The 23,107-nt window shown below is 39.2% G+C and carries 15 protein-coding genes; 7 read left to right on the top strand and 8 right to left on the bottom strand.

What is annotated here, in order from left to right:
* The first annotated feature begins 601 nt into the window (after positions 1–601).
* Genes FAX86_RS15870 through FAX86_RS15855 form a run of 4 tightly spaced genes read left to right on the top strand, consistent with a single transcriptional unit; the run spans position 602 to position 7,477 of the window.
* Positions 602–1,723, top strand: coding sequence for a hypothetical protein (locus FAX86_RS15870; protein ID WP_144394453.1), 1,122 nt, complete (start codon positions 602–604; stop codon positions 1,721–1,723).
* Positions 1,720–2,520 carry a MotA/TolQ/ExbB proton channel family protein gene (locus FAX86_RS15865; RefSeq protein WP_144394452.1) on the top strand — a complete coding sequence of 267 codons (801 nt, stop codon included), beginning with the start codon at positions 1,720–1,722 and terminating at the stop codon, positions 2,518–2,520. The genes FAX86_RS15870 and FAX86_RS15865 overlap by 4 nt, the downstream gene beginning before the upstream one ends.
* A gap of 2 nt (positions 2,521–2,522) precedes the next feature.
* A complete protein-coding gene (locus FAX86_RS15860) occupies positions 2,523–3,167 on the top strand; it encodes an OmpA/MotB family protein (RefSeq protein ID WP_144394451.1) in 645 nt (214 codons plus the stop codon).
* 47 nt (positions 3,168–3,214) lie between these two features.
* Positions 3,215–7,477, top strand: a complete 4,263-nt coding sequence (locus tag FAX86_RS15855) for an AAA domain-containing protein (RefSeq protein ID WP_144394450.1) — start codon at positions 3,215–3,217, stop codon at positions 7,475–7,477.
* A 79-nt stretch (positions 7,478–7,556) separates the two neighbouring features.
* Here the strand turns inward: FAX86_RS15855 and FAX86_RS15850 are convergent, their stop codons facing one another.
* The 3 genes from FAX86_RS15850 to FAX86_RS15840 are packed head-to-tail and all read right to left on the bottom strand — an operon-like array spanning position 7,557 to position 10,543.
* A complete protein-coding gene (locus tag FAX86_RS15850; RefSeq protein WP_144394449.1) occupies positions 7,557–8,060 on the bottom strand; it encodes a hypothetical protein in 504 nt (167 codons plus the stop codon).
* Between the two features lie 25 nt (positions 8,061–8,085).
* Positions 8,086–8,412 carry a hypothetical protein gene (locus FAX86_RS15845; RefSeq protein ID WP_144394448.1) on the bottom strand — a complete coding sequence of 109 codons (327 nt, stop codon included), beginning with the start codon at positions 8,410–8,412 and terminating at the stop codon, positions 8,086–8,088.
* Position 8,413: 1 nt separating this feature from the next.
* The gene (locus FAX86_RS15840) at positions 8,414–10,543 is read right to left on the bottom strand and encodes a metallophosphoesterase (protein WP_144394447.1); all 2,130 of its coding nucleotides are present in this window, start codon (positions 10,541–10,543) and stop codon (positions 8,414–8,416) included.
* Between the two features lie 593 nt (positions 10,544–11,136).
* On the opposite strand from FAX86_RS15840, the gene FAX86_RS22530 reads away from it, so the two are divergent.
* The 3 genes from FAX86_RS22530 (at position 11,137) to FAX86_RS15825 (ending at position 15,668) form a co-directional block, all read left to right on the top strand.
* The gene (locus FAX86_RS22530; RefSeq protein WP_144394446.1) at positions 11,137–14,205 is read left to right on the top strand and encodes an immunoglobulin-like domain-containing protein; all 3,069 of its coding nucleotides are present in this window, start codon (positions 11,137–11,139) and stop codon (positions 14,203–14,205) included.
* 206 nt (positions 14,206–14,411) lie between these two features.
* On the top strand, positions 14,412–15,071 hold the full coding sequence (locus FAX86_RS15830; RefSeq protein WP_144394445.1) for a hypothetical protein: 660 nt from the start codon (positions 14,412–14,414) through the stop codon (positions 15,069–15,071).
* A 33-nt stretch (positions 15,072–15,104) separates the two neighbouring features.
* Entirely contained in the window at positions 15,105–15,668 is a 564-nt protein-coding gene (locus FAX86_RS15825; protein ID WP_144394444.1) for an RNA 2'-phosphotransferase, read from the top strand.
* Positions 15,669–15,744: 76 nt separating this feature from the next.
* On the opposite strand, the gene FAX86_RS15820 is transcribed toward FAX86_RS15825, so the two are convergent.
* The 5 genes from FAX86_RS15820 to FAX86_RS15800 all read right to left on the bottom strand — a co-directional run bounded on the left by FAX86_RS15820 (position 15,745) and on the right by FAX86_RS15800 (position 22,870).
* The gene (locus FAX86_RS15820) at positions 15,745–17,823 is read right to left on the bottom strand and encodes a tetratricopeptide repeat-containing diguanylate cyclase (protein WP_144394443.1); all 2,079 of its coding nucleotides are present in this window, start codon (positions 17,821–17,823) and stop codon (positions 15,745–15,747) included.
* A 423-nt stretch (positions 17,824–18,246) separates the two neighbouring features.
* Positions 18,247–19,425: a tetratricopeptide repeat protein gene (locus FAX86_RS15815; protein WP_144394442.1), complete on the bottom strand. Its 1,179-nt coding sequence runs from the start codon at positions 19,423–19,425 to the stop codon at positions 18,247–18,249.
* Between the two features lie 101 nt (positions 19,426–19,526).
* Positions 19,527–20,831 (bottom strand): DEAD/DEAH box helicase, encoded by a 1,305-nt coding sequence (locus FAX86_RS15810; protein ID WP_144394441.1) that lies wholly within the window; start codon positions 20,829–20,831, stop codon positions 19,527–19,529.
* A 129-nt stretch (positions 20,832–20,960) separates the two neighbouring features.
* Positions 20,961–22,391 carry a high affinity choline transporter 1 gene (locus FAX86_RS15805; protein ID WP_144394440.1) on the bottom strand — a complete coding sequence of 477 codons (1,431 nt, stop codon included), beginning with the start codon at positions 22,389–22,391 and terminating at the stop codon, positions 20,961–20,963.
* A gap of 269 nt (positions 22,392–22,660) precedes the next feature.
* Positions 22,661–22,870: a hypothetical protein gene (locus FAX86_RS15800; protein WP_144394439.1), complete on the bottom strand. Its 210-nt coding sequence runs from the start codon at positions 22,868–22,870 to the stop codon at positions 22,661–22,663.
* Between the last annotated feature and the right edge of the window lie 237 nt (positions 22,871–23,107).

Here is a 23,107-nt window from a genome sequence, read left to right as displayed (position 1 = left end):
CGATTCAAATTAATTGAGATAATAATTATAGTTTAATTTTATGCTTAAGATTAAACGAAACTAAAACTCGATATGCGAAAGAAAAGTCATATTTTTATCGATAAATCAATATGATAGCGAGTTGATTGTTTCTAAGTAATCGTAAACCTCATCGACCCAATTCATCGTCTTGGCTTATTGTAAGGTTGGCGAATGCCATTTAACCTTTAATCGGCACCAAAATCAGACCATTATCGCTGACCTACGATTAATTATCAGTACGCAAACCTATGAATTTACGACTATTCTTAATCAGAACTGTGACTTATCCCCCAAGTTTAATGGCTTGCTCAGGAAACCTGTCGATTGTCTAATTTAGATGATGTTATCTTGCTGTGGGCAAATCACACTAACCAAACGGGTCAAATCACGATAAAGAGGTTTAGGTTGCGCATAATGGATTCAGTTACGGAGAATTTTAATTTATTCAACCCAGTGAAAACGCGAATTGAAGGTAACCGCGCATCAAGATTTTCTATGAAAACTATGCAACCAGGGTTCAAGTTTTTCATAATAAATTATCGTTCCTTGAATATTTAGGGTTACTGCCAGGTGAAATAGTATGGCAATATTCGATAAAGACAAACTCACTATTATTTCGGAAGCTGGCGATGCTGATTTATCCAAAGCATCCATTGCTAAAGATTTATCTCATGTCGACTATGATAACGACGGTCAGTTTTTCTACATTACAGTTGATCGAATTTTGTTTTCCAATCCTGTAGAAACGATTAAATCGGTCCTCGACGCACACGGTTTTGTGCCCAACCTGGAAAACATACTCTATTGCCTTGATAGTTTCGTTTTCTCAATCCGTGCCAAAGCTCCTTCAAAATCCAATAGTGAAGATGCTTCAGCGATTAAAGTAAACCAGTACATTCCATGCATAAAGTTTGAGTTACCACAAAAGGGAAAAGTTGGGTCAACGCTACAAAGTTTTTACGACGAAATTGCAAAATATGAAGCGAAAAATTCGGATACCACTCAATCCGGATGGACGCCGGAACCACAAGTTGAACAAAAGAAAAAACTAAAAACTCAATTAAAGGAGCTAAAAGAGGAGAATGAACAACTCCAACAACAGCTCAATGACCTTTCACAACAATTACTAAAAGAAAAAAAGTCTCTAAATCAAGCATCACGAGCATTAGACTCCCAACAAGCACTGCCCGAAAACACCCGAATTTGTCGCGTTGAGCACGTCGACTTTAAGCGACGGTTAATCAAAGTCAAATCTTTCCGAAAAGTTATCGATATTCCAACGCACATGCTTGATCATGTACCCGATTTTCAATCGCGTTGTTTAATTACCTTCGACGAAGATCATGAAACACCAATGGGTATTCTTTTTTTTGACGCTAAAGAAATCAATGATCTGGAGAAACGAACGGCTGAATTATTGCATGTCGAGGGAGACATGTTTAAAGCAAGAGATTCATTAAGAAATGAGTTTCAGATTAAAGCACTCAATAATAGCGAAGTCGAAACCATACGAGCGCTTAAAAGAGGAATGCAAGTGTTAATATCAATCGCCGACGACTATGTTGTTCGTTTTGCGGTGTTAAACACTAAACGACCCGAAGCATTTAAATCGAGAATCCAGGAACAATTTATTGCTTATGAAATCGGTAAAAACCAACTGGTTAATCCCGATATCGACGAGACACAGGAATCTGATGAATGAAAGGTATGAAAGAACATAAATATGTGTACTTATCCAAACAGCGATTTGATCCAATAACAGCAACTTTAAGCCTAATATTACTGGCTGCGGCACTTATCACTGCCATAGGTTATGACAATATGACCGGAGAAAGTGACAGCTTTATGTTCAGTGACTTTCGCTCATTCTTTTTTGTTGTCGGTGGCACATTCGGTGTTCTGTTATTCCAATTTGATTTACAAACTTTATTTAATACGACCGTTTTGGTACTCAAGTCATTTTTCAGTAGTCCCACAAAACATCTAAATCCAATGATAGAAGAACTGGATGAAACAATTATCAAAGGCGGTAGCATACTAAACCTTCGGGAAGGAAATGAAGTCAATGGCGAATTACTGAATGATATTGTCCATATGATAAACGAAAAACTTTTCTATGAAGAAATTGAAGACTTTGTATCCAACCGGGTTGCTTCGCTATTTTTAATACGAAAGGTTGCTGTCTCCTTGCTTAATAAAGGCTCAAAAGTGGCACCCGCTTTAGGATTATTAGGTACCGTCATCGGCTTAATTGAGGTATTACGTACTTTAGAAAACCCAGCTAATATCGGTCCGGCTATGTCTCTCGCTTTAATGACAACTGCTTTTGGTTCAATTTTAGGATCGCTAATATTTACACCGTTAGCAGGCCGTTTAGAACATCATAACACGTTATATTTAGAGACTCATAAGCTCCTAATGAGTCGAATTAATATTTTGATGCAGAGAGAGAATCGTCGTTTAAATACAGTTATCGTCAATAATAAACTCGGCAATTAGCAATGAACTTAGATCAATTAACAGAAGAGCATGATGAAGAAGGACTAGATGCCTTTTACATAAGCTTTGGTGATCTAATGGTTATCTTATGTGTATTCTTAGTCATGCTGTTGACGATGAGTAAAATCGAAGTTGGATCCTTTGAAAAAATTAAAAGCGTATTAACAGGAAGTTCACAAAACACGTTAGTTGAATTGAGTGAATCTTTACAAGAAATCATAGAAGGAACACCCGGCGTTCCGGGAACTTCAGTTCGAATAGATAAAGATGGCGTGCGTGTCGATCTTGATACAAGTATTTTATTTGATCAAGGAAAATCCAATATTCGAGAAGATGCAATTGAGAAAATTGAACCTATTCTTCAGAAAATCTTAACCACCGAGTATATGATCGATGTCGAAGGTCATACCGATGATGTGCCCTACTACCGAATCATTGATGGTGAAACAGTAACTAACTGGAGCTTAAGTGGCAAAAGAGCAAGTAGCATGATACTTCACTTGCGAAACCTTGGTTTTTCTGCAGATCGCTTGAGAGCTGTCGGTTATGCTCATACGCAACCGGTTATTACGACCAAGGGTAAACGCGGAGAGGAACTTGAAAACGCCAGAGCAAGAAACCGAAGGGTTGCCCTGTTAATACGATAGTATCATAGGTGACTAACGACAATGCTGATTATTAACGATACATTTTTATGACACACAAAAAAACAACCGATATCAAACTAACAAAAAAAGGTGATCGACGAAATCAATTCTCCATTCGGCGTTTTAAAAATGATCATGGATTTCAAGTCTACGAACTAGAAAATACAGCCGAAGGCCGTAGAATTTTTATTCCTCGCTTTATTTTTGGTCGCTTTCGTGCGCAAATAAGAAATATTGTTAATACGGAAGTCAATGCAAATACATCTGAGCCTTTTGAATATGCAACGAACTTTTTAAACCGTGATTACTTCTATTTTAAGTCCACTAAAGTTGATATAGAGAACTTGATAATTCAAGATATCGAAGAACGCGAAGGTTCATCCGGATATTTAACTGTCAGCCGTCGTAGCTTACCAGCACTTGAAGCGCTTCTATATAGCGAAAAATTACAACATCCCAATGATGTATTAGATGAGATAATTTCTTATCATAAGCTTTTTCAGTTTAGTTTTGTCAAAGGAAGTAAAAGTATTACTAGTGACCTAACGTTAAGAAAAGATGTACTCCAAAGTATTGAAAAATATTCACCACGTCTTGCAGAGAGAGTTCAAGCTAACAATCAAGCTTTAGAGTCAGGGAGTTCAAAGAAGAAGATACAGCCTGGCATTGGTAAGAAGAAAAAGAAAACGGATTCTAATACCTACCAACCTAAACTTGGTGAACGCTTTCACGAGAAAAACATTGAAGTTGATTACGATGAGATATTTGGCGACAGTAATATCTCACTACTACCTAAAAAGGAAAGCGAAGATAATAATGACTCGGGTGGTAGAAAATCAAAGTCATCGCTTTCACAGTTTATAACGCCATTGTCAGCATCCAATATCAAAGCCTTCGAAGTTCAAAAATTTTCATTTGAATTGAGTTCTACAGAGTCAACCGAATTTAGAGATCGGTTTATTGGTGACCGATCCTGTGATTTCTACTTAGGGTTTGAAATTGTGGATGCTTTATTTACATACAACAAAGCTGTCAAAACTTTTCGGTTCCCTCTCTACTATATGGCCGTATCCATTCGCGAATCAGGTCGAGAAATACACGTGACCGCAAAAAATGACGGTAAAATATTCTTAAATCACTTAGCCCTGGCCCATCTAGTAGAAAAGTTCTCGCCAACGAATGCTGGAACAGACCCAATTGATAAATTCTTTAATACTCTGCTTGCTCAAGATATCAGTATTGATCGTCTAAATGACCGTATTCATTTAAGTCGCTATCTACCGGTAAAAGAACTGATATTCGACCGTTCCAGAGAAATACTGTTCGGTTACCAAGACGAAAATGGAAAAGGAGGAATACTAAATGAGTTAAGTGTCAATGGTATTGAGTGTGATTTACAAACGGTTTATCTTTACCGAGCCACCAAGCAGCTTAACCCAATGGAACAGGCCCTTGAAAAAGATCTCGAAGAGATACAAGCAATCGCTCATCAATCGTGTCGGCGATTCTATCAATCTTTGCTAGGTCAGTTTTTAACGCCTGAAATGGCTTCCCATGAAACTAATAATGATTCATCCAAAGAACTTACCTGGATTCCCGGCCGCCCCCCAAAAAGCACGCGAAGTTTGATTAATCAACTCAACCGACACAACTTACTACTCCTGGAAGGCCCTCCAGGTACGGGTAAAACCCATACGATAATGAATCTCCTCATTCATGCAATTTCTAGCAAACAAAGAGTTCTTATCGTGAGCGATCAACAAGCCGCCATAGAAGCGCTTACCGAAAAGTTACTGGAATATCTAATTGGTGACGATAAAGACACCGCTGCTGAGCGTCAATGGAAAGATTTATTATTTAGCGCTATAAAAGTTGTTGATCAAATAGAAACAGGAGAACAGTCTTTACCAGATCTTATTACTCAGTTAACGGAAAACTTTTCTGTGAATGATCCAGGCATTGGAGCTGGAATTGATGCAAAAACACTAACCAGAAAACTTAAAGTTATACAAAATGAAATAAGTCATTTAACCCAAAAGATTCAAAATCAGCTTGAGTATGATTTAGGTAGCGACAAAATATTTTCAGAACGTTTCCCGCAAAAACGTCAAAGAATGTACAATGAAAACGGATTAACACAATTTTTGAAGCTAATTTTCAGTACGAGTGCCAAAGAACATTTAGCATTAGAGAGCTTTATTGATCAACGCTTAAAACTTAAACAACAGGGATTAGACGAATGTTACTCTTACTTCAAAGTGAATTCTGAAAACCTTGCATCTGATATTAAAGCGTTACAAGATGATGAAAGACTACTTTCGAAAATTATCGAAGCGAAAGTCGAATCGCTAGAATCATTTAATGAAATTACCAAAGACCACCCTCATAATGAGCTCTTTCGTCGACTCGAGTCGCAATTAGAGCAATTTACTGTAGAGACAACAGATGGCTTTAAAAAAGTTATTCACAGTATTCGAGCTCGCTTTCGCTCGCCATTTACGAATGAAGTAAAACACATACACCAAGCAGTGAAAAGCCAAATCGAACTTTTAGATACAGGTAAAGAGTGGACCGATGATTTATGGTCAGTACTAAGAGATATTCACGAGTCTATTCGAATCAATGACGTTCCTACTTTAGAGTTAAGTCTTTATCTAAAAAACCGGGGCAACAATAAGACCAAAAAATCTCGGAAAACGACTGCGTCAATTTCAATCCATAATTTGTTAGAGGATATTGATGATCTTTATCGACAACAAGATACCATTGTTAAAGATAATTTCATATGCCAACTACGAGACATTATTCGAGCTGCAACAGAGAATAAAAGTTCCTCTGGAACGAACAGCATCACTAGCATTATGGCTCAGGTCGATCATCTGAAAGAATTTAATTCTATTGCTGAAAGTGGCAGTGTTCACGAAGAACTAAAACAGACACTCTCTAAATCTTTCCCAGTTTGGTTAGTCAGAAAACAGGCCGTTCCCTTTTTGTTGCCGTGTATCGAACAAAGTTTTGACCTGGTGATCGTTGATGAGGCCACTCAATGCCGAGTGGATGATGCCCTTTCATTGATGTTTAGAGCAAAAAAGATGCTGGTTGTTGGCGATGATAAACAGACCGTGTTACAAAAAGATTCGATAGTTGATGATTACCTGTTCAAAGATCATGAGCTCGGAGAACACCTACGTTCTACTCAGGCGAGAGGATTTAAGGGCGGCGGTTCGCATATTTTTGGATTGGTTAAATCAATAAAACAAGGCTCTGTCATGTTAGATGAGCACTATCGCTGCCCTGCTGATATTATTGAGTTTTCTAATCAAAATGTTTATGGAAACGAATTAAAAATAATGCAGTGGCGACTGCCAGAAACACCACCATCGGTCATAATAAACGATGATGAAAAGAAAGCGGAGCAAAAGAAAAAGCCCAGTAGTGGAAAGTTTAAAGGCATCGAAACAGCGATGATTGATCGGTTTATGGATTATGTAGCAAAGACCGTTAAAAAGCTGGAACGGGAAACGGGAAAAACCATTAATGTAGAAACCGATGTTGCACTGTGCTACTTCTTAATGAAAAACGAACCATATGTAAAATCGGTGAAAGATAAATTTTTGAGCCAAATTAGAAAAGGTGATGATGTTCTCGATGGCGCCGGAGCTGCATTACAGGGCAAAGAACGTGACTATATCTTCTATCTTTGGGATGTCACTCGTTACAATATGGGTGCTTTTAAACAGGGAGATGATGCCGATAAACGTAAAGGAGAGCTAAATGTTTTAATGAGTCGACCGAAAAAAAAGGCATTCCACTACTTACATCATGGTTTTGAAAGCCTTGATCATAGTCGAACTCAAATCACGCGCTATCTATGGCGAACACTACTTCGTCAAAATAATCAGAGCAAAAACACCTCTCTTACTTCTGATGAGTCGGCATCTTTATATCAACAACTGTTAACTTTTTCGGTGAATAACTCGAAGCAACGCGGATTAACACAAATACAACAAAACTTAATTCAACAAAAGCTCGATTTTCGTAAAGATATCATTGTCGGTGATGCTCGATATCAAGTCGATCTAATCGTTTTCCCACAAGGGAAACCGAATGAAGTAGTTGGCATTATTGATTTATCGGCCTTTGGCATCGATCCTGACTCAGGGCAGGCAGTCGTTGACTATTACTTTCAGTTGAAGCGAGCGATCCCGCAAATTAATCCACTATTCACTTATCCTCATGAAATGATTAATGATAACAACCTGACATTTCGAAGGTTAATCGAAAAACTTGACAGCTTAAATATCGATTAATATGACCGTTCTGTTAACTTCGCATAGACTGACATCAATAGATATTGCCTTTGTACGAAATTAACAGACAGTCTTATTATCATTTGGGATCTGACTTCAAAACGAGCTTCCCTTCAAGATCTTGGCAAACCCGACTAACCTCTTTCTCATTCCACATGCCGCTTTCAGATTTGTAATAAAGGTTCCTATAAACTAACGACTGAGCATCATGATTATTTCTCATAATACTTTCGCACTTAGCAATCACATCGAATTTTGGGCACTCTCCTTTTTGAAATTTTCCTTTAGGCATCGACTCGCAACCTTTTGCAAGGTCTTTTGTTTTAAATTGAACATCCTTTGGAATTGGATACTCTCGACATTGCTGCAGAGATTCCTCAAGATGGCACGAAAAAATCTCTGCACTGGCACTTAATTCTAACCGATGTTCTAATAATTCATGCTCTTCTTTCTTATGCGCTTCATGTGTTGACAAATGATCATCTTTTAGAGTGTCATGCTGATCATAACTAACCGAAGAGCATGCAACGAGTGCCAAAGTAAAACTACAGATAACCATAAAGTTTTGTGCATTTCTATTCATAGTCATTTTTTCCCCTAACGGTAGCTTAATGATTTACAGGTTCATCAGAGTCCTCTTGAGCTTCGAGTTTTCTCATTAACGCTTCACCGCATAAATTACAGACGATTTTTTGGGAACAACGAAATAACTTTTCAGACTCTTCATTTTTGCTAGGTACGGTTTTACACTCAAGAGTCTCTTTTATCGCCTTACCTGGATAACACAGTTCTTTTGCGTCTTCCCATGCTGCAGCAACTGCTTCATCTTTTGATGAGGCAGTGTGCTTTCCTTCAATAATTGTTGCTTCACAACTTGCAAATGCATCGCTATAAACTAACGCGAATAATAAACTTATGATGGAAATGAGCTTCATATTAGTACCCCTTTCTCAAAGTGAAACGGTCGATAACATTCCCGTTTATATTTTTAAAATAGAACTCAGCCCTATCGTTATAAAAAGTGCCAAAAAGAGCGCCATATCTTGCACCTTGTGTTGAAGTATATATACTCGCCCACCAGTTTCCGCCACGCTCTTGATCGCGAATTCCAATTCCGCCCAAGCCTGAAACAAAAGCAATTGTTCGGCCTTCGGTTATTGTCATCGTTGATGAACGACTAGCGACACTTTGCGAACTCATGTCGCTCAGCAAATGAGTGCGAGAATAAGAGTGTTCGTGTCCAGTGGCAACAATGGCTCCGTTTTGACGACAGGTCTCATAAGCGGTCCAGCCAACCTCATTGCCTTTTCCGCCAACTTGCATGTCGCGTTGATTTTTATGCCAAGCACAAATTCTCCATGCATTATTCGGCGCATTTTGCAAACTGTTACGAATATAATCCTCATGACTGGAACGACTACCACTTGAACCAATAGCAGATAAAACGATATAAACATTTCCAATTCGGCACGTCATCCGTTCTGCATAAGATCCACTACACGATACTCGGTTGGCTCGATTTAATCTTGATTGACCAAATGAGCGCACATTCCAAAAGTTGCTGTCGTCGTAATCGTGATTACCGGCGGCAATTAATGCAGGATCCGATGATCCTAACGTGCTTCTCACCATAGAATCCCAGTTATCGTCTCTTCGATCATCGTAAGAAGTATCACCGGCTACAACAGTAAGCTCAGCTCCTTCTCGTTTAATTAAATTCAATACTTGTTGGAAATTACTCCCCGTGCCAGTATCACCGATAAACGCAATTTTAACGCCGTCTCCATTATTTCCGTCATCACCATCATCGCCGTCGTCGCCATCGTCATCTCCACCCTGATACTCTATTCTCAATAACGGTGCCCGCGAACTGGATCCGTTATTGGATTCGGCAGTACGTCGACCGCTTCCAGTAATCATCAAAACCATATTATTTCCTTGACGCCAACCATCACGGTTTATAATTTCCTGAACGATCGATTTAAGATCAGGCGTTCGCTGGTCGCTTCCTGCTTCACCAACCGTATTCCAATCTCTGGGTTGCCACCGAACAGAGGCGCTGGTTCTGTTCCTACTTGAAACATTTCGCCAACTGGTTTGAAATGAACTTGCGTTGCTGGTTCGTTCGCCATAAATAGTGAGGTTGGAATATCCTGAAGAACGCTCGTCGACAGTAAATTGAAGATAGGCACGCTTTACCGTCGCATTCTTGGGAACATTAACATTAGTAAAACGAAGGCCAATGGTTTGATCGTTGCCATCATTAACGAGTTCTAAATCAGAACTGTCCATATACATGGAACCATCCGAACGTTCCTCTACATCATCATTACCACTTGATACACGACGAAGTTCAACTTGCGTAGCATTATTATTACCGTCATCACCTCCGTCGTCGCCATCGTCACCGTCATCATCATTAAAGCTGTATTCCACACGTAGTAACGGAGCTCGTGAACTCGAACCATTGTTTGATTCTGCCGTTCGCCGCCCACTACCCGTAACAATAATCACAATGTTATTTCCTGACTGCCAACTATTGCGACTGATTATCTCTTGAATAATAGATGACAAGTCTGGCGTTCTTTGTGCACTACCTGATTCACCGATATTTCTCCATGCTCCAGGTTGCCACGACACTAATGCAGTCGTCTTTGGTCGGCTTGATACATTTTGCCATGAAGAACTAAAAGGATCGGCATTACCCGTTCTTTCTCCATATATGTTTAAGTAGGTGCTCCCTAGTGATTGCTCATCCGTCGTAAATTGAATATACGCCCGAGTTATTGTTGCGCCTTTCGGTATACTAATACTTCTAAAACGAAGTCCTATCGTCTGGTTGTTTCCATCATTCACTAATTCAATATCAGAACTGTCCATATATATGGAACCATTCGAACGTTCTTCTACATCATCGGCACCCGTTGAAATTCGCCGCTCTAACACTTGTGTTTGTAACGAACTAAATGAAACCTTTTCTGATGCAGCTTGATCAGTTGCCAACAAATGGTTACTTATTGAAAATAAGAACAGAATTAAAATAAAAAATGAAATCAGTTTATTCATAGATAGAACCTTTCATTATGATGTCGAAGCGACACAGATTAGTACGCAATTGTTACCAATAAATGGCAGTAACATTTCGTATCAATGAACTTATTATGGAATAGATAACAAACCGAACCTTGTCGAGCAAATTAGGATATTAAAATAGAATATTTTTTACTTAATAATGAATAGAGATTTTCGATTGGAGAAGATAGCAAGTCGATATTAACTCTTTGAGTCACCATCGTTCATTTAAATTAATTAAAAACAAAATCGAGATTTACTCTTTAAGTGAGATGTTTAATTCAATTGGAAATTAGACATCTTATTTTTGTTTCTTCGAATAATAATGTCGACAAGAAAAAATATTATTGCTGGGCATAAGCAATAATTTTATCGCCAGCTAGTGTGATACAGGCATTATATTTTAAAGCATTTTCTAATGCCTCTTTACAAAGTTGACAAGACTATTGTTTCTTCTCGAGCGTTGGCATTTAGCAACGCCGTCTCTTATTTGTTTGATAAAGGGAAATGTGATCTACCTACAAGTTTTGCAATTCAATAGTTAATCTTCCTAATCAGGATAACCATTTTAAAACCTATGTCGCAGTATGGACATTCCATTTATCGATATCCTGCCATACATAACTAAAAATCAGGATATTGATAGAGAGGAACTTATGGCGAGTGCAGGAATTAGAAGGCCTCAACGACAAATAATGGGATTCGTTGGTATAGCAGCAAGCATTTTATGCTCCGTTACATCGTATGCCATCGATATCACTCGAGGGCCCTATCTTCAACGGGCAACGACCAGTGAAATAACCGTTAAATGGCGTACCGATGAATCCAGTGATTCTGTCGTTCGCTACGGTATATCGCCCGACAACTTAAACCAGCTAGCGACTGTAGATACCTCTACTCGCAATCATCGAGTCGTAATTCAAGGCTTAGAGCCTAATACGACCTATTACTATTCCGTCGGACAAACTACTGGCCCAATCGCCGGTGGTAACAGTGGATATCGCTTTCAAACATCACCAGAACCAGGAACTGAAAAATCGACTCGTATCTGGGTCATTGGTGATGCGGGTACTGCCAATGATAATCAACGCGCGGTATACAATGCGTATTTGGATTACCCTGGGCAGGAAAATACCGACCTCTGGTTGATGTTAGGTGACAATGCCTACAACGATGGTACCGATGCAGAATATCAAGATGCTGTTTTCGATATGTATCCAGATCTGCTGCGTCGTAGCACGCTCTGGTCAACGTTAGGTAATCACGATGGACATTCCGCTGATTCAGGTAATTTATCCGGTCCCTACTACAGTATTTTTAGCTTTCCACGAAATGGTGAAGCCGGTGGACTCGCTTCCGGTACCGAAGCCTATTACTCATTCGATTACGCGAATATTCATTTTGTAAGTCTTGATTCTTACGATACCAATCGCTCAAGTAATGGAACAATGGCCAACTGGCTAAGAAATGATTTAGCGACAACAACCCAACCCTGGATCATCGTATTTTTCCATCATCCTCCTTACTCAAAAGGTTCTCACGATACCGATGATACCGATGAGTACCGCTCATTCGAAATGCGTGAAGAAATCCTCCCGATTCTCGAACAGTATGGAGTCGACCTCGTGCTTTCGGGACACAGTCATTCGTATGAACGCTCTTATCTCATTGATGGCCATTATGGTGTGTCTAATACCTTTGGTTCTCAACATCAGATCGATAGCGGCAGTGGAAATATCAACGGTGATGGAGCCTATGAAAAAGTTTTAAACTCATCGAATAGCGGCACGGTTTATAGTGTTGCCGGCGCCTCTGGAAAACGCTCTGGCGTAGGTAATCATCCAGCGATGTACATGGCCCTTAACGAGTTAGGTTCGATTGTATTAGATGTTGAAGGTAATCGACTCGACATGAAATACCTCAATGATGAAGGTCAAGTTCGAGATGACTTTACTATCTTAAAACAAGCCAATACGTCAGCAACTAACATTCAACATATCGGTTCAACTTCCGATTATGATGCTGCGGATAACATTTCAATTGATGTGCCAGCAAATGCTAATGCCGATGATCTTCTCCTACTATTTTTAAGCCGAACGGACGATTTACTCCCCATACAACTTAATGGATGGACCGCTGGCGCTTCGTGCTTTAAAACAGATAATGGTCAATCAGAATGTCATGAAATTCCAGACTGTATCGAGCAAGATGGCGATTACTGTTTACGTTTTGAAGGTGGTCGAGGAAGAGATCTTGCAACCGTTGTTTTTTATAAAACCCTTCACGCGAATGACGGTGGAAGCTTCAACTTCAATTTAAGAGGAAGTAAACCTAGCTGGGCGATCTTATCTGCCATACGAGGCGCGGATAACAACGATCCTATTGGTGATGTTGCCACTGAATCGAATGATGGTTCTCCCGATAGCAAGTTCCCTTCAGTAAACGGTATGTCAGGAGACATGTTACTGTTATCAATGGCATTCGACGACACAACTGATGAAAGCGATTTTCTAGCCCCCAACGGAATGGAAACCTTTCAATGGATTGCCGGATCAGACGAAGCGGGATATGTCTATGGCGAAGTGCTAACAGAAAGTGGCGCTACTGGAACAAAAACGACCGGTGGTCCAGGCGGACCGAATGCTAAAGATGCGTTAATCTCTTTAATTGTTAACGCAGCAAATGACAATGACATACCTCAAGAAGATGGAGTCATTGTCAAACGTATCGCAAATGGTCTCGATGATGTTGAAGAACGAACCGATGGAACCATGTACCTTGACAGTTCCGATATCGAACTCGTTAATGATAATGGCAATCAAACCGTCGGATTACGTTTCACCAACCTCGACATTCCAAACAATGCAGAAATTCTCTCAGCCTACATCCAGTTTACAACGGATGAAACTTCAACTGATTCAGCATCGTTGGTTATTCGCGGCGAAAATGTTGATTCGTCTTCGGAGTTTAGCGATAACGCACAAAATGTTTCTAACCGTTCAACCACATCAGCTAACGTTAGCTGGCAGCCCGATTCTTGGTCTAATGAAAGCGAAGCTGGAAGTCGTCAACGCACGCCAGCGTTAACCTCGGTTGTTCAAGAAATTGTTAATCGGTCTGGTTGGCAAGCTGGAAATAACTTAACGTTTATAATTACAGGCGAAGGAAAACGCACGGCAGAAGCCTTTGAAGGCTCTAATGGTAATGCTGCCCTACTTCGTATCGAATTTGAAGAAAGGGATGAAGAAGTAGACACGACTCCGCCCGTTATCACGCTCAATGGCGCGATGAACATTACTATTACGCAAGGAGACTCTTTTACCGATCCTGGCGCTACCGCTGAGGATAACGAAGATGGTGATATCACTAACAACATTCAGGTTTCAGGCAGCGTTAATACCAATGTTGTTGGCGAATACATTCTTACTTATACGGTGATTGATTCATCGGGAAATGAAGCAACTCCGGTTAATCGTACGGTCAATGTTATTGCAAATGATGGCGATGGCGATGGCGATGGCGATGGCGATGGCGATGGCGATGGCGATGGCGATGGCGATGGCGATGGCGATGGCGATGGCGATGATTCTAGCGGTGGAACGTTATTTTTCACACTCTTTTTGCTAGCTGTGCTCGCCCATAAGCGAAAATCATAACTCCATTTAAATCGAAACTATCAAAAGGACATCAAATGATGTCCTTTTTCTATGCATTAAATCTTTATAAGACTCTTATACGCTTGCAAGACTTACTTTCGTTATCAATATCAACTAATTATATACACCATCAAAACACGGCTTGAGCCACAAAACTAAATACACTAGAATCCAATGGTTTTTTATTTTTGAGATATGGAATTTCAATGAACCTTAAAAGCTTTGCACTAAAATCCTGCTTGTTATTACCATGTTTTACTTTTTTAGCCAGTTGCAGTGGCGGAAGTAATGATAACGAACCTACTCAAGAAGACGCTTATCCCGTGGTCAATCGCGGCGACTTTGAATCACTAAGAGCCACCATTTCCACCAATGGTTTTCCAGAGCTGTTCACAACCGGAGAACCGAATGAAGAAGAGCGTGCTTCCATAAGAGTCTACTTTGATATCAATGAAGATGGCGTAATTTCAAAAGATGACTTGAGTTTGGCACTAAGTATTACAGTCGACGCAGAAACTCGAGTAGAGTCACTCACTGCCAGTCTTTACAAAGAACTTACCGATAATCCTTATTCTGGCGTTGCTAGGCTAGCCAATATCGAGTACGAAATCATTGGCAATGATCTGACCTTTATCGTTAACAAAACTGATGCAGAAGAACTCAATGGCATCGGCACAATGACACCCATTAATGTAACCTATACCATTAGCAATTTAGAGTTTGACCGACATAGCTTTGACTATATTCCAGACTCAAGAACTTTTACCCAAGTTCAAAATGTTAGTTATGTTGCTGATGCATTATCGGATTTTTCCGGTTCCGATAGTCGAGTCGACATTAAAGCGTTTCGATTAGAACTTTATTAAAAAATTTGATTTCCATTAAATGCAATTAAGACGATGACTGAATTAAACACTGCTAAACCACTCAAAACAATCAGTAAGTTTTTAAGTTTTGTGTTAAGGCATAAACCCGACGCCATTGGCCTGGCTTTAGATAACAATGGCTGGGCAAATATAGAGCAGTTAATTAAACTGGCCAACCAGTCGGATGAATCGCTTGCTATTACTCATGAACTCATTGTGGAAATCGTAAAAACCAATGATAAAAAGAGATTTATTATTTCTGACGATGGTCTCCTCATTCGTGCTAATCAAGGGCACTCAATCAAAGTCGATTTAGAATTGACAGAGCAGACTCCACCAGAACTTTTGTATCACGGTACCGCTTCCAGGTTTCTGGAAAGTATATTCATTGAAGGATTAAAACCGAAAAGTCGACATCATGTTCATCTATCAACAGACATAGAAACCGCAAATTCAGTAGGTCAGCGCTATGGTAAACCTGTGATTTTATCCATCAAAGCTCGTGAGATGCACAACCAAGGGTTTAAGTTTTATTGTTCAGAAAATGGTGTTTGGTTAACAGATACTGTACCGGTAAAATTTATAACAAAAGATTGAAATATTCGTTGGCCTAATAAAGTTGATGTACTACCTTAAATGTCTCGATGAGACAGAAGAAAAAAGCTCTGCCTGATTAATCATTCGAAGAAATCAATTGAACTTTAGTATTGGTATTTTTGGAAGTGAGTAAATCATCGATGTTTTTCTCTATATCTTCTACATTTTCAAACTCGGCATTTCGAATAATATTCCACTGATTCCGACCGTTTTCTTTCGCGTTATACAAGGCTTGGTCGGCCAACTTGATTAAAACTTCCCACTCTGGCTCAATATCAGGCCCTCTAAGAAAAGGATATTCAGTTCCTCCTATAGAACAGGTAATTTCTAATGCATCGCATCCTGGAGCATCAAATGGTTTACTATTGATAGCTTCGAGAATTCGCTTTGCCACAGTGCAAGTATCGTCTGGGTATTTGACTCTTGCAGCAACCACAAATTCCTCACCGCCCCAGCGAGCCAGCAAGTCTGACTCTCTTAAAGTTGACTTAAGTCGCGACGCAAAATCAACCAAAACGGCGTCACCAACATCATGACCATATTTGTCATTCAACTCCTTAAAGTGATCGATATCTAAAATATAAATTCCAATACTATTTTCTCCTTCACCACCCACCTGACGCTGTGTGTAAGCGAGTTCTCGTTCAATATTACCTTTGAAATAACGGCGGTTACCAATTTTCGTCAATGGATCCGTCAGACTCATCGTTTCAAATTGATCGGCCAATTTTTGTTTGTTTCTTAACTGGCCAAAAACCATGATAAAAAACAATATACCGACAGCACTCACGGCTATAACTAAATTATTCCTGGCTTTTACTTTCAATTCGTTGAGTGCATTTTTACTTTTTAGTTCTCTTATTTCAGCCTCTCTCTGGCGAGCTTCGAAAGCCTCTTGAAATTCAGCAATGGTCTTCTGGCGTGATTCATTTTGTAATTCCAACATGAGTCCATAGTAGGAGTCGAGCATTTCCAAAGCATCTTGATAGGTGCCCATGTCTTTGTAAACGAGACTAAGTAACCGATACGTTTCTGCAAGATCACGCTTTAAACCTTTACTCTCGAAATACTTCAGGTTTTCTTTCAGTAAAATCAAAGCTCGAGTATACTTTCCCGTCGCCAAATTCAACTCTGCCATTTGCTGATTGACGTCGTGTAACATCACTTCGTCTTGCAAATCTCCGGCAATTACTTTCGCTTCTTCTAAATACTTTTCCGCCTCAGCATACTGATTTTCAGAAACCAGAGAAGATACCAAAGTTAGAATGGCGCTAACCTTTAGGTCAAGATATTGATCCACCTCTGGGAGTTGAATCAAATCTTCTAAAATAACTTTAGCGCGCTCAAACTCTTTCAATTCAACAAGGTATACGCCCTTATTTAGAATATTACGAAACAATGTTTGCTCGTTCCCAGATTCCTTCAGAATATCTATCGCACTCTCAGTATATTCAAGCGCTTTTTGAAAATCATTTTGTGACCAACTAACAGCAGAGAGATTTCCTAATAAAGAAGCGACTTCGTTTTTATCGTTTAATTCTGTACTGTACTTTAAGGAACTAGAGAAATAATTATGAGCCTTCTCATAATCTCCTAATGAAAAATGAGCAATCCCTAAATAATTGCTTAAGCCAGCGAGATCCTCAAGCGTTACTAAATAAACACCATCAAGCAATCGGGACTTACGCGATAAACCATTCGGATTCAATTGCTCAATAATATCTTCACCCAACTGAACAGCCTCTTTAAAATCAGCTTCACGAACTGACTTTTCTATTTTCAATAAAGATAAGAAAGTTGACGTGACCTCATCATTGCGTTGCGTTAAGTATTCTTGATACAAGTCGATATATTCTTTGTATTTATTCTCATTACCCAACTCTAGGTAATGAGAGCACAATTCATAAAGAGCGTTTCCCATGGACGAAAAGTCATCATTGTTTAATGAAACTTGGTAGGCTTTATTCAGTAATAATGTACGCTCTTCGGCGCTAATATCTTCATGACTACTCTGCTGTAAAAAGAGAGTCGCTTCTTCAATGGCAAAAGTACCGTTCATACCACAACACAATAAAACGCCAACAAAATGACGTAATAAAAACTGACTCACAGTTAACCAATATTGCGAAGAATTATTTGATAGCTCAGGATTCATTATTGATCGCTTTAATTTTCAATTTCACGCACGATGCACCAACTAGTTAAAAGAAAACTTGAATGTGGTTGAATAACAATCCCATTGCTTAATTTAGGTATGCTGCTTGATGACAATGGTTCTAATTTCATGTGAATCATCATCAGTGACACGTGTTATAAAAGATTAGTTTAACCAGAATATCGTGTCAAATCACTGATTTAGCATCAATTTATCCATTAAGACCATAATCTCGGACTTTCTAAGGATCTTCATCTTTCAACTGAATTAATCCGTAGATAAGCTCTTATAACTCATGAAGTCGCTGTATAACTAACCCTGCTTTATTTCGGATGAATACTTTAACTAAATCAGGCCATTTACCTATAAAGATAGGCTAAGCGCATGAAGATTAAATGACAGGTCTGATAATATTTATTATATTCAATAGCTTAGATACAAACGCCCTTTGCTGGTATCGATTTTATAGTCAAACGCCGATAATACATCCTTACCAAGAACACCGTATTTTTGCCTTCTAAACATATGCTCATCAGACAATATAATGGGATTGTTATAAAGAAACTTCCCAAGCTTTAAGAAGTCTGTACGATAAATATTAAATCGAAGGCGTCCTTCTTCCACTTCTCTAGTTGCATAAAGTCGCATATCATAAAATTCAGGAGACGCTCTGTTTAAAAAATATCGAAAACGCCCAGGTATAATGGTATTTGAGGATTCCCTATCGAGTATCATTAAAAATTCAGCATCATCACTAAAATTAACATTTACGGCATATTTATTATCGACCTTAATCAGAGGTATACCTTTTTCTTTTTCACCCGAAGAAGCAAGTCGGGTACTCGACAAACGAGCACGGTAACTATCAATCAATGTACTATTGCTCTCACTCTCAGGAATTGTATCGATGAATGATTCAACAATGTCAAAATCTTTCATCATTAAGTGATGACGAATCAATGCACCATTAACATGAATGTCTCCTGGATTTTTCTCAAGTAAAAAATACATCGCATCGACAAACTCTTTTTGCTCAACCAGTGAATCTTCACTGAAATATCGATTGATAATGTGATCCGTAAGCTGTTGAATTTGCCCATTGACGACTTTACCTTCGGATTCGTTGTTAATGTATCGTTTTGCAATGTAGAGCTCTTCTAACGCTAATACGAAATCTTCAAAATAATAACTATTCGCTTTTGCCAATAATGCGTGTTGTTGATAATCACTAAGCTCTAAGTTAGAAATAAATAAAGAAAACTCTTCAAAATCTAACCAAAGCTTCATAACCCTTAAATCTTTGGGCAGTATTGAGCGGATATTTAATAGCCTTGATATAACTGAAGGGAGCTCACTATCATTAACACAACGAGTACCCGTGTCGACTAACTGGGATTCCTCTGGCGTTTCATAACTCTCAAGTATTAACGCTTCATTATCATAATTGTCATGTTTTTTTTGTTTCTGCTGAGGCAGATAATCAGATTGAACTTTGACTGTCGATGTAATTGCTTCATCAGTGTCTAACCCGATCCAGCGATCAACAAGAATGCCAAGCCCAATTCCAAAAGAAAGAATCAAAAATCCAGTTTTAAATTTCATTATAAATCGTATTATTTTAGGTTTATTACTTCAGTTTAAGTAATAACGATATAAACCTCAACGGTGGATTAAGCTTTTATTTACATGAAGCATTTAAAACTTTATCGCTTTGACTTCTTTTTTCTTTTATCCGTCGATAATCTGGGTTTGGAACGACCGGTGTTACTGACTACAGGTTTTTGCGATACATTCTGTTTTGCCTGAGCTTTAGCCAACTTCTTTTTGTGAGGTTTTTTCTTTTTTATTGGCTTGAGCGTGGTCTTAGGAAGGTTATGAGCCGGCTCAAAGCCCACTATTTCAAAACGTTTTAATAACTGTTGTGTCAAAGTTTCTATTTTTCCTAACAGCTCGACTTCATCCGCACTCACTAATGAAATGGCTTGTCCTGTTTGACCAGCTCGACCTGTTCTACCGATGCGATGAACATAATCTTCGGCGACCTTAGGTAAGTCGTAGTTGACGACTTGAGGTAATTGTTCGATATCTAAACCGCGGGCAGCGACGTCAGTTGCTACCAATACTTGCAATTCATTATTTTTAAACTGAGCCAAAGCTTTAGTACGTTCGTTTTGACTTTTATCGCCATGGATGGCATTACTGGCGATTCCTGATTTTTTTAGATCATACGCTAATTGATTGGCGCCCTTTTTTGTTTTAACAAAAACTAAGGTCTTATCCCATCTGTTTTCGATAATTAAGTAATGTAATAATTCCGTTTTCCGCTTTTTATCAACGGGATGAATCCATTGCTTTACCGTTCGAGCGGTTTTATTTTCTGGGTTAACTTGAACTATCAACGGCTTCTGAGTTAAATGCTCAGACAATTTTTTAACGGAGTTCGGAAAAGTTGCAGAAAATAATAATGTCTGTCGCTTTCTTGGTACACATTTCAAGACATTGTCGATTTCCTGCGAAAATCCTAAGTCCAGCATTCGATCCGCTTCATCAAAAACCAGATATTTGAGTTCATCAAATCGAATGGCATTTCTATCCAACAAATCTAACAAACGCCCGGGAGTTGCAACGATAAAATCACATCCACTGCGTAACCGTTTCATTTGGGGATTAATTTTAACACCGCCATAGACGCACTCAGCGATTAAATTAACATTAACACTGTATGATTTAATATTTTCCCATACCTGAATCGCCAGTTCTCGCGTAGGAACCAAAATAAGACAATAGCTCGAATTAGCTGAAGGGCGATTTAACAGACTTAAAGATTGCACGATAGGCAACACAAAAGCAGCTGTTTTACCGGTTCCTGTTTGTGCTAAACCAATAACATCCTTACCACTTAATACCGCAGGAATGACCTGAGTTTGAATTGGCGTTGGATGTTTATACCCCAAGTCAGTTAATGCAGAAACTAGTTCAGGTTTTAGTTTTAATGATTCGAATGACATGCAGGCCTGGCTCATCGAGTAAATTTAACTTTCAATAAACCGTTATTCTAACGGTTTATTGATATAGAGTAGAGATATTTGAGTGATATTGTAGATTGAAATCTGCTGAGCTAGTCAGACAATCCGTTGTTAGTCTGCCATTAGGATTGATTTTTCTTGCTTAAAAAGACTACCAATAACCATACCAACGATAGCCGCTATAAACCCGTAGAAATGCGGTGGCACAGGACCCTCAGGAGCAATGAATTCCATCGGAATCCACACAACTACGCCAAGTGCGATAGCCATTATGGCTCCATTATTATTGGCTTTAGAGCAATAAATACCAGCCACCAATGGAACCAACGCCATAACAAGAGTTACTTTATACGCGTTCTCGACCATATGGTGAATCGACGTCGCTTGCGTTTGAGACCATAATGCATACACAGCAACCAAGATTGCAAACAAGGCAACCGTTCCACGAGTTAACCACAGGAACTCAGTATCTTTCAATCGTTGAGGCAGTAGTGGTTTAATCACATTTTCAGATAAGGTAACGGCAGGCGCCAGTAACGTCCCACTCGCGGTACTCATAATTACGGACAGTAGGGCTCCAAAAAATATAATTTGGGCGTACACCGGTAAGTGATTTAAAATCATGCTTGGTAACACCAGCTGAGGGTCTTTAGCAGAAAGTTGAGCACTAACGTCTGGCGCAATAATAAACGCAGAATAAGCCAGATAAAGAGGTACCGCAGCAAAGAAGAAATAGGCGACTCCACCGAGCAACGTTCCCCAAACCGCTATTGACTCATTTTTTGAAGCATTGGCCCGCTGAAAAACATCCTGTTGAGGAATCGATCCTAAGGCCATGGTTAAAAAGCCAGCTATAAATGTGATAACGGCTGGCCAACTGAGTTCTGGCCAAAACTCAAACTTTCCAGCTGCAGCAGCATGTTCAATAACCGGTGCAACACCTTGTGTCATATCCGAAACTAAAAAACCAATCCAGACTAGACCAACGACAATTACCAACATCTGAACAAAGGTGGTTATAGCAACTGACCACATGCCACCAAATAGCGTATAAATTAAGACGATTGCAGCTCCAATTCCGATGCCAGCGTTCATCGAAACTAATTCTTGAGTGAGCACGTGGATCACCAGGCCTAAAGCGGTCACTTGCGCAGAAACCCACCCAAGATAGGAAATAGCGATTGCGATACCAACAGCCACTTCCACCTTTTGACTGAATCTATCGCGATAAAAATCGCCTATCGTTAACAAGTTTTTGCGATACAGGGCTTTAGCAAAAAAGAGTGCAAAGAAAATCAAACAAAAAGATGCCCCAAAAGGATCCGATATCAATCCTCCCAGATTTTCATCAACAAAAGTCCCAGGAATACCCAAGACGGTTTCGGCACCAAACCAGGTCGCGAATACCATGGCAATAACCATATAAATGGGCAACTGACGCCCAGCAGTAATATAGTCTTTTGAATTATGCACTTTTGTCGCGGCAAATATACCTAGAGCGATTGAAAACAGTAGATACAAAGCAACAAAACTAATGAGCATTACCGAAGCCTCAAATCATTACCTGAACATCAGGAAGTAGCAATTAATACAAGCTCTTAGGTCCATCTGAGCTGAAAGGCGGTAATATAATCCAGGAACCTATATTTTGACGAGAATTTTTTTATCATCCAAGCGATTTTTGTTGGCGGCTGATCGAGCTGGCTCGAGAAAGAGCGAACGTTACTATTTTTGGCGGACTACGACAGAAAATGAAGACTGAGGTGTAAATTCATTCAATTTAGCTCTTAAAAAGAAGCCTAATTATAAGTTTATTTAAGTCGTAATATTTGAATGATAAGTCTGTCTAATTCGTTAATTCGAGTAACACAAGCTTCTATTAAATCTTTGCTGACAGGCTCATCCGACTCAAGGTATTGAAAATACTGCTTTAAAAGATGGTCATGCTCCTGGACGTATCGATTAAACTCAGACAATTCCCTTTCATTTAAATTATGTATTGCACTTTCACCCTTATTCATACCTTTGTCCAAACTAACCACTGTGGCATAAATCACTATAGACCAATAGTTTCGCGCTTTTTGTCAACTCGCCCGCAACTTCATTCAAAAATCGTTACCTTTAAGAATAGACTATTGAGATTCGACCGGCGAAAGTAACTCGTCCTACAAGCTGTTCCGATCAATGTAGTACAGCGGCACCGAGTTTTTATACTCAGTTTTAATAATGATGTCTAAGGTACAAAAAAGTTAGGTAAG

This window comes from Pleionea sediminis (assembly GCF_007570825.1).
Taxonomy (GTDB): Bacteria; Pseudomonadota; Gammaproteobacteria; order Enterobacterales; family Kangiellaceae; genus Pleionea; species Pleionea sediminis.
The sequence above is the reverse complement of the archived record's forward strand: the minus strand, read 5'-3'. Positions and strand labels throughout refer to the sequence as shown.

Bases quoted from the DNA above. Each gene is read 5' to 3' on its own strand.
- FAX86_RS22530 (WP_144394446.1), top strand. From the start codon at position 11,137: ATGGACATTCCATTTATCGATATCCTGCCATACATAACTAAAAATCAG.
- FAX86_RS15845 (WP_144394448.1), bottom strand. From the start codon at position 8,412: ATGAAGCTCATTTCCATCATAAGTTTATTATTCGCGTTAGTTTATAGC.
- FAX86_RS15830 (WP_144394445.1), top strand. From the start codon at position 14,412: ATGAACCTTAAAAGCTTTGCACTAAAATCCTGCTTGTTATTACCATGT.
- FAX86_RS15855 (WP_144394450.1), top strand. From the start codon at position 3,215: ATGACACACAAAAAAACAACCGATATCAAACTAACAAAAAAAGGTGAT.
- FAX86_RS15850 (WP_144394449.1), bottom strand. From the start codon at position 8,060: ATGAATAGAAATGCACAAAACTTTATGGTTATCTGTAGTTTTACTTTG.
- FAX86_RS15860 (WP_144394451.1), top strand. From the start codon at position 2,523: ATGAACTTAGATCAATTAACAGAAGAGCATGATGAAGAAGGACTAGAT.
- FAX86_RS15805 (WP_144394440.1), bottom strand. From the start codon at position 22,391: ATGCTCATTAGTTTTGTTGCTTTGTATCTACTGTTTTCAATCGCTCTA.
- FAX86_RS15865 (WP_144394452.1), top strand. From the start codon at position 1,720: ATGAAAGGTATGAAAGAACATAAATATGTGTACTTATCCAAACAGCGA.
- FAX86_RS15815 (WP_144394442.1), bottom strand. From the start codon at position 19,425: ATGAAATTTAAAACTGGATTTTTGATTCTTTCTTTTGGAATTGGGCTT.
- FAX86_RS15820 (WP_144394443.1), bottom strand. From the start codon at position 17,823: ATGAATCCTGAGCTATCAAATAATTCTTCGCAATATTGGTTAACTGTG.
- FAX86_RS15800 (WP_144394439.1), bottom strand. From the start codon at position 22,870: ATGAATAAGGGTGAAAGTGCAATACATAATTTAAATGAAAGGGAATTG.
- FAX86_RS15825 (WP_144394444.1), top strand. From the start codon at position 15,105: ATGACTGAATTAAACACTGCTAAACCACTCAAAACAATCAGTAAGTTT.
- FAX86_RS15840 (WP_144394447.1), bottom strand. From the start codon at position 10,543: ATGAATAAACTGATTTCATTTTTTATTTTAATTCTGTTCTTATTTTCA.
- FAX86_RS15810 (WP_144394441.1), bottom strand. From the start codon at position 20,831: ATGTCATTCGAATCATTAAAACTAAAACCTGAACTAGTTTCTGCATTA.
- FAX86_RS15870 (WP_144394453.1), top strand. From the start codon at position 602: ATGGCAATATTCGATAAAGACAAACTCACTATTATTTCGGAAGCTGGC.